The organism is Caballeronia sp. GAFFF2 (genome assembly GCF_023631485.1).
Classification (GTDB): Bacteria; Pseudomonadota; Gammaproteobacteria; order Burkholderiales; family Burkholderiaceae; genus Caballeronia.
In genome coordinates, this window is the sequence record NZ_JALQDA010000025.1 from 1 (window position 1) to 13844 (window position 13844).

13 protein-coding genes and 1 pseudogene are annotated in these 13844 nt (G+C 61.6%); all 14 read left to right on the forward strand.

From position 1 onward, the window contains the following. A pseudogene (gene sdhB / locus NCT04_RS15870) lies at positions 1 to 84 on the forward strand (succinate dehydrogenase iron-sulfur subunit); the annotation flags it as partial. A gap of 13 nt (positions 85 to 97) precedes the next feature. Then, on the forward strand, positions 98 to 394 hold the full coding sequence (locus tag NCT04_RS15875; protein WP_250466477.1) for an FAD assembly factor SdhE: 297 nt from the start codon (positions 98 to 100) through the stop codon (positions 392 to 394). Between the two features lie 147 nt (positions 395 to 541). Then, positions 542 to 1843 carry a citrate synthase gene (gltA, locus tag NCT04_RS15880; RefSeq protein ID WP_244829112.1) on the forward strand — a complete coding sequence of 434 codons (1302 nt, stop codon included), beginning with the start codon at positions 542 to 544 and terminating at the stop codon, positions 1841 to 1843. Between the two features lie 247 nt (positions 1844 to 2090). After that, positions 2091 to 3500, forward strand: a complete 1410-nt coding sequence (gene leuC, locus NCT04_RS15885; protein WP_244829113.1) for a 3-isopropylmalate dehydratase large subunit — start codon at positions 2091 to 2093, stop codon at positions 3498 to 3500. Between the two features lie 9 nt (positions 3501 to 3509). Further along, a complete protein-coding gene (locus NCT04_RS15890; RefSeq protein ID WP_250466478.1) occupies positions 3510 to 3647 on the forward strand; it encodes an entericidin A/B family lipoprotein in 138 nt (45 codons plus the stop codon). Between the two features lie 71 nt (positions 3648 to 3718). Then, entirely contained in the window at positions 3719 to 4369 is a 651-nt protein-coding gene (leuD, locus tag NCT04_RS15895; RefSeq protein ID WP_244829115.1) for a 3-isopropylmalate dehydratase small subunit, read from the forward strand. Positions 4370 to 4510: 141 nt separating this feature from the next. Continuing rightward, positions 4511 to 5578 (forward strand): 3-isopropylmalate dehydrogenase, encoded by a 1068-nt coding sequence (leuB, locus tag NCT04_RS15900; RefSeq protein ID WP_250466479.1) that lies wholly within the window; start codon positions 4511 to 4513, stop codon positions 5576 to 5578. 376 nt (positions 5579 to 5954) lie between these two features. Further along, positions 5955 to 7076: an aspartate-semialdehyde dehydrogenase gene (gene asd, locus NCT04_RS15905; protein WP_244829118.1), complete on the forward strand. Its 1122-nt coding sequence runs from the start codon at positions 5955 to 5957 to the stop codon at positions 7074 to 7076. Between the two features lie 183 nt (positions 7077 to 7259). Next, entirely contained in the window at positions 7260 to 9323 is a 2064-nt protein-coding gene (locus tag NCT04_RS15910; RefSeq protein ID WP_250466480.1) for a motility hub landmark protein FimV, read from the forward strand. A gap of 1 nt (position 9324) precedes the next feature. Continuing rightward, entirely contained in the window at positions 9325 to 10128 is an 804-nt protein-coding gene (gene truA, locus NCT04_RS15915) for a tRNA pseudouridine(38-40) synthase TruA (protein WP_250466481.1), read from the forward strand. Beyond that, on the forward strand, positions 10125 to 10793 hold the full coding sequence (locus NCT04_RS15920) for a phosphoribosylanthranilate isomerase (RefSeq protein WP_250466482.1): 669 nt from the start codon (positions 10125 to 10127) through the stop codon (positions 10791 to 10793). The genes truA and NCT04_RS15920 overlap by 4 nt, the downstream gene beginning before the upstream one ends. Positions 10794 to 10844: 51 nt before the next feature. Continuing rightward, entirely contained in the window at positions 10845 to 12038 is a 1194-nt protein-coding gene (gene trpB, locus NCT04_RS15925) for a tryptophan synthase subunit beta (protein ID WP_244829123.1), read from the forward strand. An 8-nt stretch (positions 12039 to 12046) separates the two neighbouring features. Continuing rightward, entirely contained in the window at positions 12047 to 12901 is an 855-nt protein-coding gene (locus NCT04_RS15930; RefSeq protein WP_250466483.1) for a DNA-methyltransferase, read from the forward strand. Positions 12902 to 12982: 81 nt separating this feature from the next. Continuing rightward, positions 12983 to 13786: a tryptophan synthase subunit alpha gene (gene trpA / locus NCT04_RS15935; protein WP_250466484.1), complete on the forward strand. Its 804-nt coding sequence runs from the start codon at positions 12983 to 12985 to the stop codon at positions 13784 to 13786. Positions 13787 to 13844 lie beyond the last annotated feature (58 nt).

Sequence of the window (13844 nt, forward strand, 5' to 3'; positions counted from 1 at the left end):
TGCGTCGACGTGTGCCCGAAGGGGCTCAACCCGACCAAGGCGATCGGCAAGATCAAGGAATTGATGGTGCGCCGCGCTGTCTGAGATGGGCTAAGAGATGGTCGACAATTCAAGCAATACCGCGGACGACAGTCCGCATCAGTCCGACCCCCTTCGCCGCGCGCGTCTTCGCTGGCGTGCGCGGCGCGGCCTGCTGGAAAACGATCTGATCTTCGAGCGTTTTTTCAGCCGATATGAGCATGACCTCAGTGACGCCGACGTGTTCGCGTTGACCCGTCTGCTGGAGCTGAGCGACAACGAACTGATGGATTTGTTGCTGGCGCGCACCGAGCCCGAAGGCGAGCTTGCGACGCCCGATGTAATCCGTCTGCTAGGTATGCTGCGTACCGTGTGATTTCAGCAGGAATCCACGGAGTTCTGCACAATAAGCCGAAATAAACGAATTAAGGCCGCAAGAGGCCCACAGTACAGTTTGTGCCGCGCAGCTTCCGTCGTGCAAATTATCGAGAACCTGTATCCATACTTCGATTGAGGATGTGCTATGACCCCGTCAGATGTTAAAGCCACGCTATCGTTCAGCGACAACTCGCCGAGCGTCGAAATGCCGATCTACAAGGGCACCATGGGCCCGGACGTGATCGACATTCGCAAGTTGTACGGTCAGACCGGCAAGTTCACGTATGACCCGGGCTTCATGTCGACGGCAGCGTGCAATTCCGCGATCACGTATATCGACGGCGACAAGGGCGAACTGCTCTATCGCGGATATCCGATCGAAGAACTGGCGGTGAACGCCGACTTCCTCGAAACCTGCTATCTGCTGCTGAAGGGCGAATTGCCGACCGCCGCGCAGAACCAGGAATTCGTGGATACGGTCACGCGCCACACGATGGTGCATGAGCAAATGCACTTCTTCTTCCGCGGTTTCCGTCGCGACGCGCACCCCATGGCCGTCCTCGTCGCCGCAGTCGGCGCACTGTCGGCGTTCTACCATGACTCGCTGAATATCAACGACCCGCGTCATCGCGAAGTGTCGGCCATCCGCATGATCGCCAAGCTGCCGACGCTGGTGGCCATGGCGTACAAATTCAGCATCGGTCAACCGTTCGTTTATCCGAAGAACGATCTGTCGTATAGCGCGAACTTCATGTACATGATGTTCTCGAACCCGTGCGAAGAGTACAAAGTCAACGACGTGCTGGTGCGCGCGCTCGACCGTATCCTCATCCTGCACGCGGACCACGAGCAAAACGCGTCGACCTCGACGGTGCGTCTCGCGGGTTCGTCGGGCGCCAATCCGTTTGCGTGTATCGCAGCTGGTATCGCGTGTCTGTGGGGCCCGGCGCACGGCGGCGCGAACGAAGCCGCGCTGAACATGCTGGAAGAAATCGGCTCGGTCGACAACATCGCCGAGTTCATCAAGCAGGTGAAGGACAAGAACTCGGGCGTGAAGCTGATGGGCTTCGGCCACCGCGTCTACAAGAATTACGATCCCCGCGCGAAGCTCATGCGCGAAACCTGCCACGAAGTGCTGAACGAGCTCGGTCTGCATGACGACCCGCTCTTCAAGCTCGCGATGGAACTGGAAAAGATCGCGCTGGAAGACGAATACTTCGTGTCGCGCAAGCTGTACCCGAACGTAGACTTTTACTCGGGTATCGTGCAGCGCGCGCTGGGCATTCCGACGTCCATGTTCACGTGTATCTTTGCAATGGCCCGTACGGTTGGCTGGATCGCGCAATGGAACGAGATGATCGCCGATCCGGAACAAAAGATTGGCCGTCCGCGTCAGTTGTTCATTGGTCAAACGCCGCGTGATGCAAAGGCGCTGGACAAGCGTTAAGCGCATGCAGGTTAGGTTGGATGAAAGCCCCGGCAAGTGATTGCCGGGGCTTTTTGCTTTTGGCTTCTTCCTCGTCCGTCTTTCTATCCGGGTATCGCTGATCCAGGTACCGAACCCACCACCCAACCCACTGTTTTTAATGGATTTTTCCGTAGCCTAGTACTATCCACGCGCTCCTTGAGAGTGGCATAATCGACTCACAAGTCGTCAAACTGAAAACCCCGCAGTCACACTCCAAAGCGCTCACATGGCACAGACTCTCTACGACAAACTGTGGAACACACACGTGATCCACACGGAAGAGGACGGCACGTCGATCCTCTACATCGACCGTCACCTGCTGCACGAAGTGACGAGCCCGCAGGCCTTCGAAGGCTTGAAGCTGGCCGAGCGCCCGGTGTGGCGCATCAGCGCGAACCTGGCCGTGTCCGACCACAACGTGCCGACCACCGACCGTTCCCACGGCATTGCTGATCCCGTGTCGAAGCTGCAAGTCGATACGCTCGACTCCAATTGCGATAGCTTCGGCATCACTCAGTTCAAGATGAACGATCTGCGTCAGGGCATCGTGCACATCATCGGGCCGGAACAGGGCGCGACGCTGCCGGGCATGACCATCGTCTGCGGCGACTCGCACACCTCCACGCACGGCGCGTTCGGCGCGCTCGCGCACGGCATCGGCACCTCGGAAGTGGAGCACGTGCTCGCCACGCAAACGCTCTTGCAGAAGAAGAGCAAGAACCTGCTCATCAAGGTCGAAGGCCAATTGCCGCGCGGCTGCACCGCGAAGGACATCGTGCTCGCGATCATCGGCAAGATCGGCACGGCGGGGGGCACCGGTTACGCCATGGAATTCGGCGGCTCGACCATCCGCGCGCTCACCATGGAAGGCCGCATGACGGTCTGCAACATGGCGATCGAAGCGGGCGCGCGCGCCGGCATGGTGGCCGTCGACGACACCACGATCAACTATCTCAAGGATCGTCCGTACTCGCCGCAGGGCGTCGAGTGGAATCAGGCGGTCGAGTACTGGCGTCAGTTCAAGTCGGACCCAGACGCGCAGTTCGACCGCGTGGTCGAACTCAATGCGGCCGAAATCGTGCCGCAAGTCACGTGGGGCACGTCGCCGGAAATGGTCACGTCGGTCGATGGCCGCGTGCCCGATCCCGAGCGTGAAAAAGATCCGGTCAAGCGCGACGCCATGGAACGCGCGCTGCACTACATGGCGCTGCAACCGAACACGCCAATCGAGGCCATCAAGCCGGACAAAATCTTCATCGGCTCGTGCACGAATGCGCGTATTGAAGACCTGCGCGCCGCCGCGTATGTGGTGAAGACGCTCGGCCGCCGCGTGGCATCGAACATTCGTCTGGCGATGGTCGTGCCGGGCTCCGGTCTCGTGAAAGCGCAGGCTGAGCGGGAAGGGCTCGACAAGATTTTCACGAACGCGGGCTTCGAATGGCGCGAGCCGGGATGCTCCATGTGCCTTGCCATGAACGCGGACCGGCTCGATCCGGGCGAGCGCTGCGCATCGACGTCGAACCGCAATTTCGAAGGCCGTCAAGGCGCGGGCGGACGCACGCATCTGGTGAGCCCGGCAATGGCGGCCGCCGCTGCAATCGAAGGTCACTTCGTCGACGTTCGCAAGCTCGCCTGACTCGGTGCGATGAAGCGAAATCTACTCTCGCTCGTGGTTGCCGCCGGTTGTCTGCTCACACTGACACTCGCGGGCTGCAACACGATGCACGGTTTCGGCGAAGATTTGCAGCATCTGGGCAATTCGATCAGCAACGCGGCTAAGTAGGCGAGCCGCATTCATCCGGCAAGGCGCGCCAAGCATTGCCGGATCTGCAACAGACAAAGGGCTCAAGCGTCATGGAAAAATTCATTGTGCATAGCGGCCTCGTGGCGCCGCTGGATCGCGAAAACGTCGACACGGACGCGATCATTCCGAAGCAGTTCCTGAAGTCGATCAAGCGCACCGGCTTCGGTCCCAACGCGTTCGACGAATGGCGTTATCTCGATGTCGGCCAGCCGGGACAGGACAACAGCAAGCGCCCGCTGAACCCGGATTTCGTGCTGAATCAGCAGCGTTACCAGGGCGCGTCGATTCTGCTCACGCGCAAGAACTTCGGCTGCGGCAGCTCGCGGGAACACGCGCCGTGGGCGCTGGATCAATACGGCTTTCGCGCGATCATCGCGCCGAGCTTCGCGGACATTTTCTATAACAACTGCTTCAAGAACGGGCTGCTGCCGGTGGCGCTGACGGAGCAGCAAGTGGACAAGCTGTTCAACGAGACCAACGCGTTCGTGGGTTATACGCTGACCGTCGATCTCGAAGCGCAAGTCGTGCGTACGGGCGACGGCACCGAGTATTCTTTCGAAGTCCCGGGCTTTCGCAAGTACTGTCTGCTGAACGGCTTCGACGATATCGCGCTGACTCTGCGCCACGCGGACAAGATTCGTCAGTACGAGACGGAACGGCTGACGAAACAGCCGTGGCTGAACAATCGGCTGGTTGGATAAGAGCCTGTATTCGGCCTGCGCTCAGATGCAGGCGCGCTTTTAGTGACGTTGTTCGTGTCCGGGAAACCCGACACGACGGCGCGAACCAAACCGGGAAGCTCCGCAAGCGCGGAGCGCGTCCTGTGAATAAGGAATCGAGACATGAAGATTGCAGTCCTCCCCGGCGACGGTATCGGTCCGGAAATCACCGCCGAGGCGGTCAAGGTGCTGAACGCGCTTGGTGAGAAGTTCGAACTCGAAGAAGCGCCCGTTGGCGGCGCGGGTTACGAGGCGAAGGGCCATCCGCTGCCGGATGCGACGCTGCAACTCGCCAAGGACGCCGACGCGATCCTTTTCGGCGCCGTCGGCGACTGGAAGTATGACAAGCTCGAACGCGCGTTGCGCCCGGAGCAAGCCATTCTCGGTCTGCGCAAGCATCTGCAACTGTTCGCGAACTTCCGTCCGGCCATTTGCTATCCGCAATTGACGGGTGCTTCGTCGCTGAAGGCCGAGATTGTGTCGGGGCTCGATATCCTGATCGTGCGTGAACTGAACGGTGACATCTACTTTGGTCAGCCACGCGGCGTGCGTGCTGCGCCGGACGGCTTGTTCGAAGGCGCGCAGGAAGGCTTCGACACCATGCGTTACGCGGAACCGGAAGTGCGGCGCATTGCGCATGTCGCGTTTCAAGCTGCGCAAAAGCGTCAGAAGAAGTTGACGAGCGTGGACAAGGCGAACGTGCTCGAAACATCGCAATTCTGGCGCGACATCATGATCGACGTGTCCAAGGAATATCCGGACGTCGAGCTGTCGCACATGTATGTCGATAACGCGGCGATGCAGCTGGTCAAGGCGCCCAAGGCTTTCGACGTGGTCGTGACGGGCAACATGTTTGGCGACATTCTCTCCGACGAAGCCGCGATGCTCACCGGTTCCATCGGCATGTTGCCTTCGGCGTCGCTCGACAAGAACAACAAGGGCTTGTACGAGCCGTCGCATGGTTCGGCGCCGGATATCGCGGGCAAGGGCGTGGCCAATCCGCTTGCGACCATTCTCTCGGCCGCGATGATGCTGCGCTACTCGCTCGGCAAGACGGAGCAAGCCGACCGTATCGAAAGCGCGGTGAAGAAGGTCCTGGAGCAGGGCTATCGCACCGGCGATATCGCGACGCCCGACGGCAAAGTCGTCGGCACGAAGGAAATGGGCGACGCGGTGCTCAAGGCGCTCTAAAAAAACTCGCGATCGGCTGTTGCGACAAATGCAGCCGATCGTGACGTTTATCCTATTTTTACCCGTTTTACGGCACGATTCGCGGCGATTCGGTTCGTGATTCACGAAATAGCCCGGTTATCGTGTAGACTGTTTTGCTATGGCGAAGAACTCTCAATTCTCTTTGGAATCCATCGGACGCGGCTCAAAAGTCAGCGCGACGGGTCTCGCCATCAGCACGCGCGGTCACGCCATTGTTGGCGTCGCCAAAACGCGCATTACGAAAACCTCCATCAAAGCGATCACGATTCGCTGATCGTCCCTCGTGTCCGAGCGTCTTCCCCGCGCGGCCACGCCGGGTAAGGATGCGGGGAAGCTACCACTGGAAGGGTGAGTCATGAACGTAGGTCTCGTTGGTTGGCGCGGCATGGTCGGCAGCGTCCTGATGCAGCGCATGCAGCAGGAAGGCGACTTCGACCTGATCGAACCGGTGTTTTTCAGCACCAGCAATGCGGGCGGCAACGCGCCGTCGTTCGCCAAGAACGAGACTAAGCTCAAAGACGCGACGAGCATCGACGACCTGAAGAAATGCGACGCCATCATCACGTGTCAGGGCGGCGACTACACCAACGAGGTGTATCCGAAGCTGCGCGCGGCGGGCTGGAAAGGTTATTGGATCGACGCGGCCTCGGCGCTGCGCATGAAGGACGACGCGGTCATCATTCTCGATCCGGTCAACCTGAACGTCATCAAGGACTCGCTCGTCAAGGGCGGGCGCGATTTCATCGGCGGCAATTGCACGGTCAGCCTCATGCTGATGGCGCTCGGCGGCCTGTTCCGCGAAAACCTCGTCGAATGGACGACGGCCATGACGTATCAGGCCGCATCCGGCGCGGGTGCGCAGAACATGCGCGAACTGCTGCAGCAAATGGGTGTGCTTTACGGCGCGGCCAAGGAAGACCTGGCCGACCCGTCTTCCGCCATCCTCGATATCGACCGCCGCGTGCTGGCTGCAATGAACGGCGAACGCATGCCCGTCGACAATTTCGGCGTGCCGCTCGCAGGCTCGCTGATCCCGTGGATCGACAAGGATCTCGGCGACGGCATGTCGAAGGAAGAGTGGAAGGGCGGCGCGGAAACCAACAAGATTCTCGGCAAGCCCGCAATGGGTCAGCCGGGCTCGGTTCCCGTGGATGGGCTTTGCGTGCGGATCGGCGCCATGCGCTGCCATTCGCAAGCGCTGACCATCAAGCTCGCGAAGGACGTGCCGCTCGACGAAGTGCACGGCATCCTGGCATCGGCGAACGACTGGGTGAAGGTCGTGCCGAACGAGCGCGAAGCATCCATCCGCGATCTGTCGCCTGCAGTCGTTACGGGCACGCTTACGGTGCCGGTTGGCCGTCTGCGCAAGCTCGCCATGGGCGGTGAATATCTGTCCGCGTTCACGGTCGGCGACCAGCTCTTGTGGGGTGCTGCCGAGCCGCTGCGCCGCATGCTGCGCATTCTGTTGGACAAGTAAAGTAAACTACGCGCTTATGAGCGCGGCTTGACGAGAAGCGTCGCGTTTATCGCGGCGCTTTTTCGTTTGTGCAGCCGGTTTTGTCATGGAACGTGTCCGCGTGACCGTTCGACGAAAAATCCACCCGCGCGCGTTTGTCATGGCAGTGTTTCGATTCAACCTTCGCCGTTCCCTGGAGTTTCAATGATTCATCGACCTGGCCGGTCTTTCAACACGCCATCGCGCGCGGCGTTCGCTGCGGCTGGCATTGTCGCGTCCGCGGTGCTCGCCGCGCATCCGGGCGCGGCTTTCGCGCAGGCGAGCGAGGTTGCAGCAGGCGCTACGCAGCAGTACGCGGTGAAGCCCGGTCAGTCGCTGAGCGATATCGCCGGCGAACTCACCGGTTCCAAGGAACGGGCCGTCAAGGAAAAGATGGCGCGCGCCCTGTTCGAAGCCAATCCGAACGCGTTCGCCGGGCACGACATCAACCGGTTGAAGCTCGGTTCGGTGTTGAACGTGCCGGCATCGGATGCGGGCGGAGCGTCCGCGCCAGTCTCGGCGCCCGCATCGACGCCAGCGCCGGTCCCGCAGGAAAACGCGACGGCGAGCGCATCCGCGACTGGCGTTGCACCGGCGTCGGCGACTCAAGACGTCGCGAGCGAACCCGCGCCGCCCGAGGCAGCCTCGAATCCCGCGCTAGTTGCGAGCGCGCCGAATGCCGTTGCGCCGGCGTCCGAGGCAAGTACCACAATGGCGCCCGCGAAGCCCGAGGTCGCCACTTCCGCTGCGGCGCCCGCGACCGGGTCGCCGCTTTCGGACCCCAGGATTTTCCTTGGTGGGCTGGCTGGGCTGAGTGTCATATTCGGCCAGTGGTATATCAGAAGGCGTAATCGCGCCAAACTCGAAGCGGCGAGAGCGGCAGCGGACCCGCGCGCGCCGCGAACCTTTTCCTCGATGGAAGAAGCGGAAGCAGACGCCGCCGCGCGTAACGAAAAGCTGCGTCAGCAACGCGAGCGCGAGCGTTTGGCTGCTATCGCCGTGGCGAGCGTAGATGGCAAGGCGGTTCAGCGCGACGATCAGTCGGAACTGAACGCGGTGGCGGCGAGCATCGAGGATTACGACGCGGCGCAAGTCTTCCCCACACCGTCCGATGACGACGCGGTCGCGCGCATGACGCCGTCGGCCAGGAATCCGGCGTCGCAAGCCGAGCCGTTCGTTCCCGCGACGCCCGCCGCTTTGCACGCGGAATTCGTACCATCTGCGCGCGAAGAATCATCGAACGATGCCGACGCGCACGAAACGCATGCCCGCGAAATTGCCGCACGCCAGGCCGCCGCGCTCGAAGCGCGCAAATGGGAAGAACAGGAGCGCGAAGCCGCCGCGCGACAGGCTGCGCATCAGGAAGCCGAGGAACGGGAGACGCGCGCACGTGAGCTCGCGGCCCGCGAGGCGCTCGCCCGCGATCTGTCCGCTCGCGAAACGCAATTGCGCGAAGCCGAAGCGCGCGATGCCGCCGAGCACGCGGAACAGGCCCGCGAGGCGGCCGCGCGCGAGATCATCGCTCGCGAAGCCGAACTGCGCGAAGCTCAGGCGCGTGCGGCCGCCGAGGAAGCCGCCGAGCAGCGCGCGGCAGAACAGCGCGAGATCGAGCACGCAGCGCTCGACGTGCCGCCCGAGCCGGAACTCGACGACGATCCATCGCCCGGTCATCGTTTCCCGATGCCCAAGTTTCCAAAAGAAGCAATCCAGGCGCTCGACTCGCTCGAACTCGGTCTGCCGCCGCGTCTCGAACTGACGCTGAACGCGCCTCATGATTTGGCGAGTTCGCCGCCGCAGGCGCTTGAAGCCGCTCCCCGTGAGTCCGCTGACGCGGCGCCGTTGCCGTTCATCCCGCAGCCGGTGGCCCACGCGCAGACGGCTCACGAGGACTTGCCGCCCGTGCCGCGAGGGGATTCCGTCGTCGCTCAGATCGAAGCCGGCACTGCAGGCGCCGCGGCGGTGGCCGGCCTCGGAGCCACCCAGTACGGCCCGCTGAGCCTCGACTTCGACCTGAATCTGCCGGCGAGCCAGACTGCACCGTTGCCGGCGCTGACGCCTTCGCAACTCGCGACGATCGCGCGAAACAAGCTCGAACTAGCGACCGAATACATCGAACTGGGCGATTTGTCGGGCGCGCGCACGTTGCTTCAGGAAGTGCTCGCCTCGAACGATTCAGCCACGCGTCCGCAAGCCGCCGCGTTGCTTTCGACGCTCGCGCCGCATTCTTGAAATGCGCATTGCATTAGGCGTTCAGTACGACGGCTCGGCGTTTTCCGGCTGGCAATCTCAGCCGCATGGCAACACGGTGCAGGACGAACTCGAGCGCGCGCTCGGGGAGTTCGCGCAGACTCGTTTGCAGACGGTCGTCGCCGGACGGACAGATACCGGGGTTCACGGCCTGGGCCAAGTCGTGCACTTCGACACGGAACTCGACCGTACCGAGTTTTCCTGGGTGCGCGGCACGAATGCGTTTTTGCCGGAAACGATCGCGGTGCAATGGGCGAAGCCGATGCCCGACGACTTCCACGCCCGCTTCAGCGCATTCGAACGCACTTACTATTACGTGCTGTACATCAATGCGGTCCGTTCACCCATGCTCGCGAAACGCGCTGGCTGGGTGCACACGCCACTGGATGTCGGCGCGATGCGTGAATCGGTGGCGTGTCTTATCGGCGAGCACGACTTTTCGTCGTTCCGCGCGGCGGATTGCCAGTCGAAAACGCCGGTCAAGCATGTGTATCGGATCGATGTACGCGAGCAGGGCAACTTCGTGCACTTCCGGTTTCGCGCCAACGCGTTTTTGCATCACATGGTACGCAATCTAATGGGATGCTTCGTTGCCATTGGCCGGGGAAAACATCCGGTTTCGTGGATGACCGACGTACTCGCCGCGCGCGACCGTCGTATCGCCGCGCCGACCTTCATGCCGGACGGCCTATATCTGGCGGAAGTCGGTTATCCGGCGCAATTCGCGGTGCCGCCTGCGCATATCGAAAGCATGCCGTGGAGCGCCGTCTGGGCGAACGAGAAATGAGCGAACGGGATCTTCATCGAACGAGAATCAAGCTGTGCGGACTTTCCCGCGCCGAAGACGTGCGCCACGCCGTGGCGCTCGGCGCGGACGCCGTGGGCTTCGTTTTCTATCCACCGAGTCCGCGTTCGGTGAGCGTCGCGCAAGCGGTCGAACTGGCTCGGCATGTGCCGCCCCTCGTGTCGGCAGTCGGTTTGTTCGTCAACGCGACGCCGGAATGGGTGAGAGAAGTCACGTCGAACGTTCCTCTGTCCATTTTGCAGTTTCACGGCGACGAGACACCCGAACAATGCGCCGAGTTGGCCGCGATTGCGGGTTTGCCCTATTGGCGCGCATTGCGAATCGGGCCTGATGCTGCAACGAGCGATTTGATAGAATCGTCTCTTAAATTTGCAGATGCTGGCGGCATTCTTCTCGACGCGCTCGTCGAGGGCTTTGGCGGCGGCGGGAAGATATTCGATTGGTCACTTATCCCAACAGATCTAGGGCATCGGGCCGTTTTGAGTGGTGGGTTGAACACGCAAAACGTCAGTGAAGCCATCCGGCGCGTGCGCCCGTTCGCGGTCGATGTCTCAAGCGGCATCGAAACGCCGGGCGCCAAGGGCGTGAAAGATCCCGCCCGGATGGCGGCATTCGTGCGCGCGGTGCGCGAAGCGGATGCCAACTGAATAAAAATGTGAATTCGCCGCAATGGCGCTTCACCACCGAAGAGTGACGTAATGTACAACTTACCAGACGAAAGAGGCCATTTCGGCCAATATGGCGGCATTTTCGTGTCTGAAACGCTCATCCACGCACTCGATGAGTTGCGCGTCGCGTATGAAGCCGCTCAGCAAGATCCCGAGTTCCAGGCGGAGTATCACTACGAACTGAAGCATTATGTGGGTCGCCCTTCCCCGATTTATCACGCAAAGCGCTGGAGCGAAATGCTTGGCGGCGCGCAGCTTTATTTGAAGCGCGAGGACCTGAATCACACCGGCGCACACAAGGTCAACAACGTGATCGGCCAGGCGCTGCTTGCGCGCCAGATGGGCAAGAAGCGTGTGATCGCCGAGACGGGCGCAGGTCAGCACGGTGTTGCAACCGCCACCATTGCCGCCCGCTTCGGCATGGAATGCGTGGTGTACATGGGCGTCGAGGACGTGCGCCGTCAGGCTGCGAACGTGTATCGGATGAAGCTGCTGGGCGCGACGGTCGTGCCGGTCGAATCGGGCTCGAAGACGCTGAAAGACGCGCTCAACGAAGCCATGCGCGACTGGGTGACGAACGTCGAGAGCACGTTCTACATTATCGGCACGGTGGCGGGCCCGCATCCTTATCCAATGATGGTGCGCGACTTCCAGCGTGTGATCGGCGACGAATGCAAGGTGCAAATGCCCGAAATGGCCGGTCGTCAGCCGGACGCGGTGATAGCGTGCGTAGGCGGTGGATCGAACGCGATGGGCATCTTTTATCCCTATATCGACGACAAGGACGTGCGTCTGATTGGCGTCGAGGCAGCTGGCGACGGGATGGACACCGGCCGTCACGCAGCCTCGCTCATGGGCGGTAGTCCCGGCGTTTTGCACGGCAATCGCACCTATCTTCTACAGGACGACAACGGCCAGATCATCGAGACGCATTCGGTTTCGGCGGGTCTCGACTATCCAGGCGTCGGTCCCGAGCACGCATGGCTGAAGGACGCGGGACGGGCCGAGTATGTCGGCATCACGGATGAGGAAGCGCTCAAGGCCTTCCACGACTGCTGCCGCATCGAAGGCATCATCCCGGCGCTCGAATCGAGTCACGCGCTGGCGTATGGCGCGAAGCTCGCTAAGACGCTGCCGCGCGACAAGGTGCTGCTCGTCAACCTGTCGGGCCGGGGCGACAAGGACATGCACACGGTCGCCGAGCGATCGGGCATTCAGTTCTGAGCGGCCGGATGCGCACTGTCATCGACGAACCGTTGTCCGTCGGCGCGCTCACGGGCGCCGACATCGATATCCGCAATCGCGATTTCCTGGCCGATGCCGCGACCATTCCCGACGCGTCGATCGACTTGATCGTCGCGGACCCGCCCTATGGTTTGGGCAAGGACTACGGGAACGACTCGGACATGCGGTCCGGAGACGCCTTCCTTGAATGGACGTACGGCTGGCTTGAACTGGCCTTGCCAAAGCTCAAGCGAAGCGGTTCGATGTATATCTTCTGCACCTGGCAGTATTCGCCAGAGCTGTTCGTGTTTCTCAAGCGCCGCCTGATGATGGTCAATGAGATCGTCTGGGACCGGCGTGTACCGAGCATGGGCGGAACGACGCGAAAATTCTCGTCGGTGCATGACAACATCGGCTATTTCGCGGTATCGAAGGACTATTACTTCGATCTCGATCCAGTGCGCATTCCTTACGACGCAGTGACGAAGAAGGCGCGCTCGCGCAAGATTTTCGAAGGCAGCAAGTGGCTGGAGATGGGCTACAACCCGAAAGACGTGTGGTCGGTGTCGCGTTTGCACCGGCAGCATGCGGAACGGGTCGATCATCCAACACAAAAGCCGCTGGAGATCATCGAACGGATGGTGCTTGCCAGTTGCCCGCCGGGCGGCCGCGTGCTTGATCCATTCATGGGCAGCGGCACCACGGGTGTTGCCTGCGCGCGTCACGGACGGCTCTTCACCGGATACGAGATAAACGCGGACTACTGTGCGATCGCTGAACAGCGCACGGCGCAGGGACGCGAGGATCGATTGCAGGTTTTGCGCGCACCTAGCGTCAGTCTCGTACCGGAAGCTGCCCGATAGCGCTATTTTCGTCGCTGAAATGCGTCAGATGCCGACACAACGGCGTTTGACGCCCACGAATACGACTGCGAGAAATTTCTCATGTCACGCATCAAAACTACATTTGCGGCACTCGCCGCCGAAGGCAAGAAGGGGCTGGTTCCGTTCATCACGGCGGGCGACCCGAACCCTGAACAGACCGTCGAGTTCATGCACGCGCTGGCGAAAGGCGGCGCGGACGTCATCGAACTGGGCGTGCCGTTTTCGGACCCAATGGCCGACGGTCCTGTCATTCAGCGCTCGTCGGAACGCGCACTGGCGCGCGGCGTGACGCTCAAGCGCGTGCTTGCCGATGTCGCGCGTTTTCGCCAGACGAACGACACAACGCCGGTCGTCCTGATGGGCTACGCCAATCCGATCGAACGCATGGGCGCGGACGCTTTCGCCGCGGCAGCGAACGAAGCGGGCGTCGACGGCGTGCTGGTGGTCGATTACCCGCCCGAGGAAGCCGAGGAATTTGGCACGAAGATGCGCGCGGCCGGCATCGATCCCATCTTCCTGCTGGCGCCGACTTCGACCGACGAACGTATCGCGGCGGTCGGGAAGATTGCGAGCGGCTATGTCTATTACGTCTCGCTGAAAGGCGTGACCGGCGCGGCAAATCTGGACGTTTCCAGCATCGCGAGTAAAATCCCGGCCATCAAGTCGCATGTGCCGCTGCCGGTGGGCGTGGGTTTCGGCATCCGCGACGCGCAAACTGCCCGCGCGGTGGCTGAGATCGCGGATGCCGTGGTCATCGGCAGCCGGCTCGTGCAGTTGCTCGAAGAGGCGCCGCCGGATATTGCCGCGGCGTCGCTTACGACATTCATCGCGGAAATCAGAGCGGCGCTCGACGCCGCCAAGTAAAAACGCAGTCGCGGCCGCGCCGGATTCCCTCGGCGCGGCGCCGCGACCGTCTGAACAC

What these genes read in the sequence shown, in the direction of transcription:
- NCT04_RS15875 (WP_250466477.1), top strand. Translation starts at nt 98, where the DNA reads ATGGTCGACAATTCAAGCAATACCGCGGACGACAGTCCGCATCAGTCC.
- gltA (WP_244829112.1), top strand. Translation starts at nt 542, where the DNA reads ATGACCCCGTCAGATGTTAAAGCCACGCTATCGTTCAGCGACAACTCG.
- leuC (WP_244829113.1), top strand. Translation starts at nt 2,091, where the DNA reads ATGGCACAGACTCTCTACGACAAACTGTGGAACACACACGTGATCCAC.
- NCT04_RS15890 (WP_250466478.1), top strand. Translation starts at nt 3,510, where the DNA reads ATGAAGCGAAATCTACTCTCGCTCGTGGTTGCCGCCGGTTGTCTGCTC.
- leuD (WP_244829115.1), top strand. Translation starts at nt 3,719, where the DNA reads ATGGAAAAATTCATTGTGCATAGCGGCCTCGTGGCGCCGCTGGATCGC.
- leuB (WP_250466479.1), top strand. Translation starts at nt 4,511, where the DNA reads ATGAAGATTGCAGTCCTCCCCGGCGACGGTATCGGTCCGGAAATCACC.
- asd (WP_244829118.1), top strand. Translation starts at nt 5,955, where the DNA reads ATGAACGTAGGTCTCGTTGGTTGGCGCGGCATGGTCGGCAGCGTCCTG.
- NCT04_RS15910 (WP_250466480.1), top strand. Translation starts at nt 7,260, where the DNA reads ATGATTCATCGACCTGGCCGGTCTTTCAACACGCCATCGCGCGCGGCG.
- truA (WP_250466481.1), top strand. Translation starts at nt 9,325, where the DNA reads ATGCGCATTGCATTAGGCGTTCAGTACGACGGCTCGGCGTTTTCCGGC.
- NCT04_RS15920 (WP_250466482.1), top strand. Translation starts at nt 10,125, where the DNA reads ATGAGCGAACGGGATCTTCATCGAACGAGAATCAAGCTGTGCGGACTT.
- trpB (WP_244829123.1), top strand. Translation starts at nt 10,845, where the DNA reads ATGTACAACTTACCAGACGAAAGAGGCCATTTCGGCCAATATGGCGGC.
- NCT04_RS15930 (WP_250466483.1), top strand. Translation starts at nt 12,047, where the DNA reads ATGCGCACTGTCATCGACGAACCGTTGTCCGTCGGCGCGCTCACGGGC.
- trpA (WP_250466484.1), top strand. Translation starts at nt 12,983, where the DNA reads ATGTCACGCATCAAAACTACATTTGCGGCACTCGCCGCCGAAGGCAAG.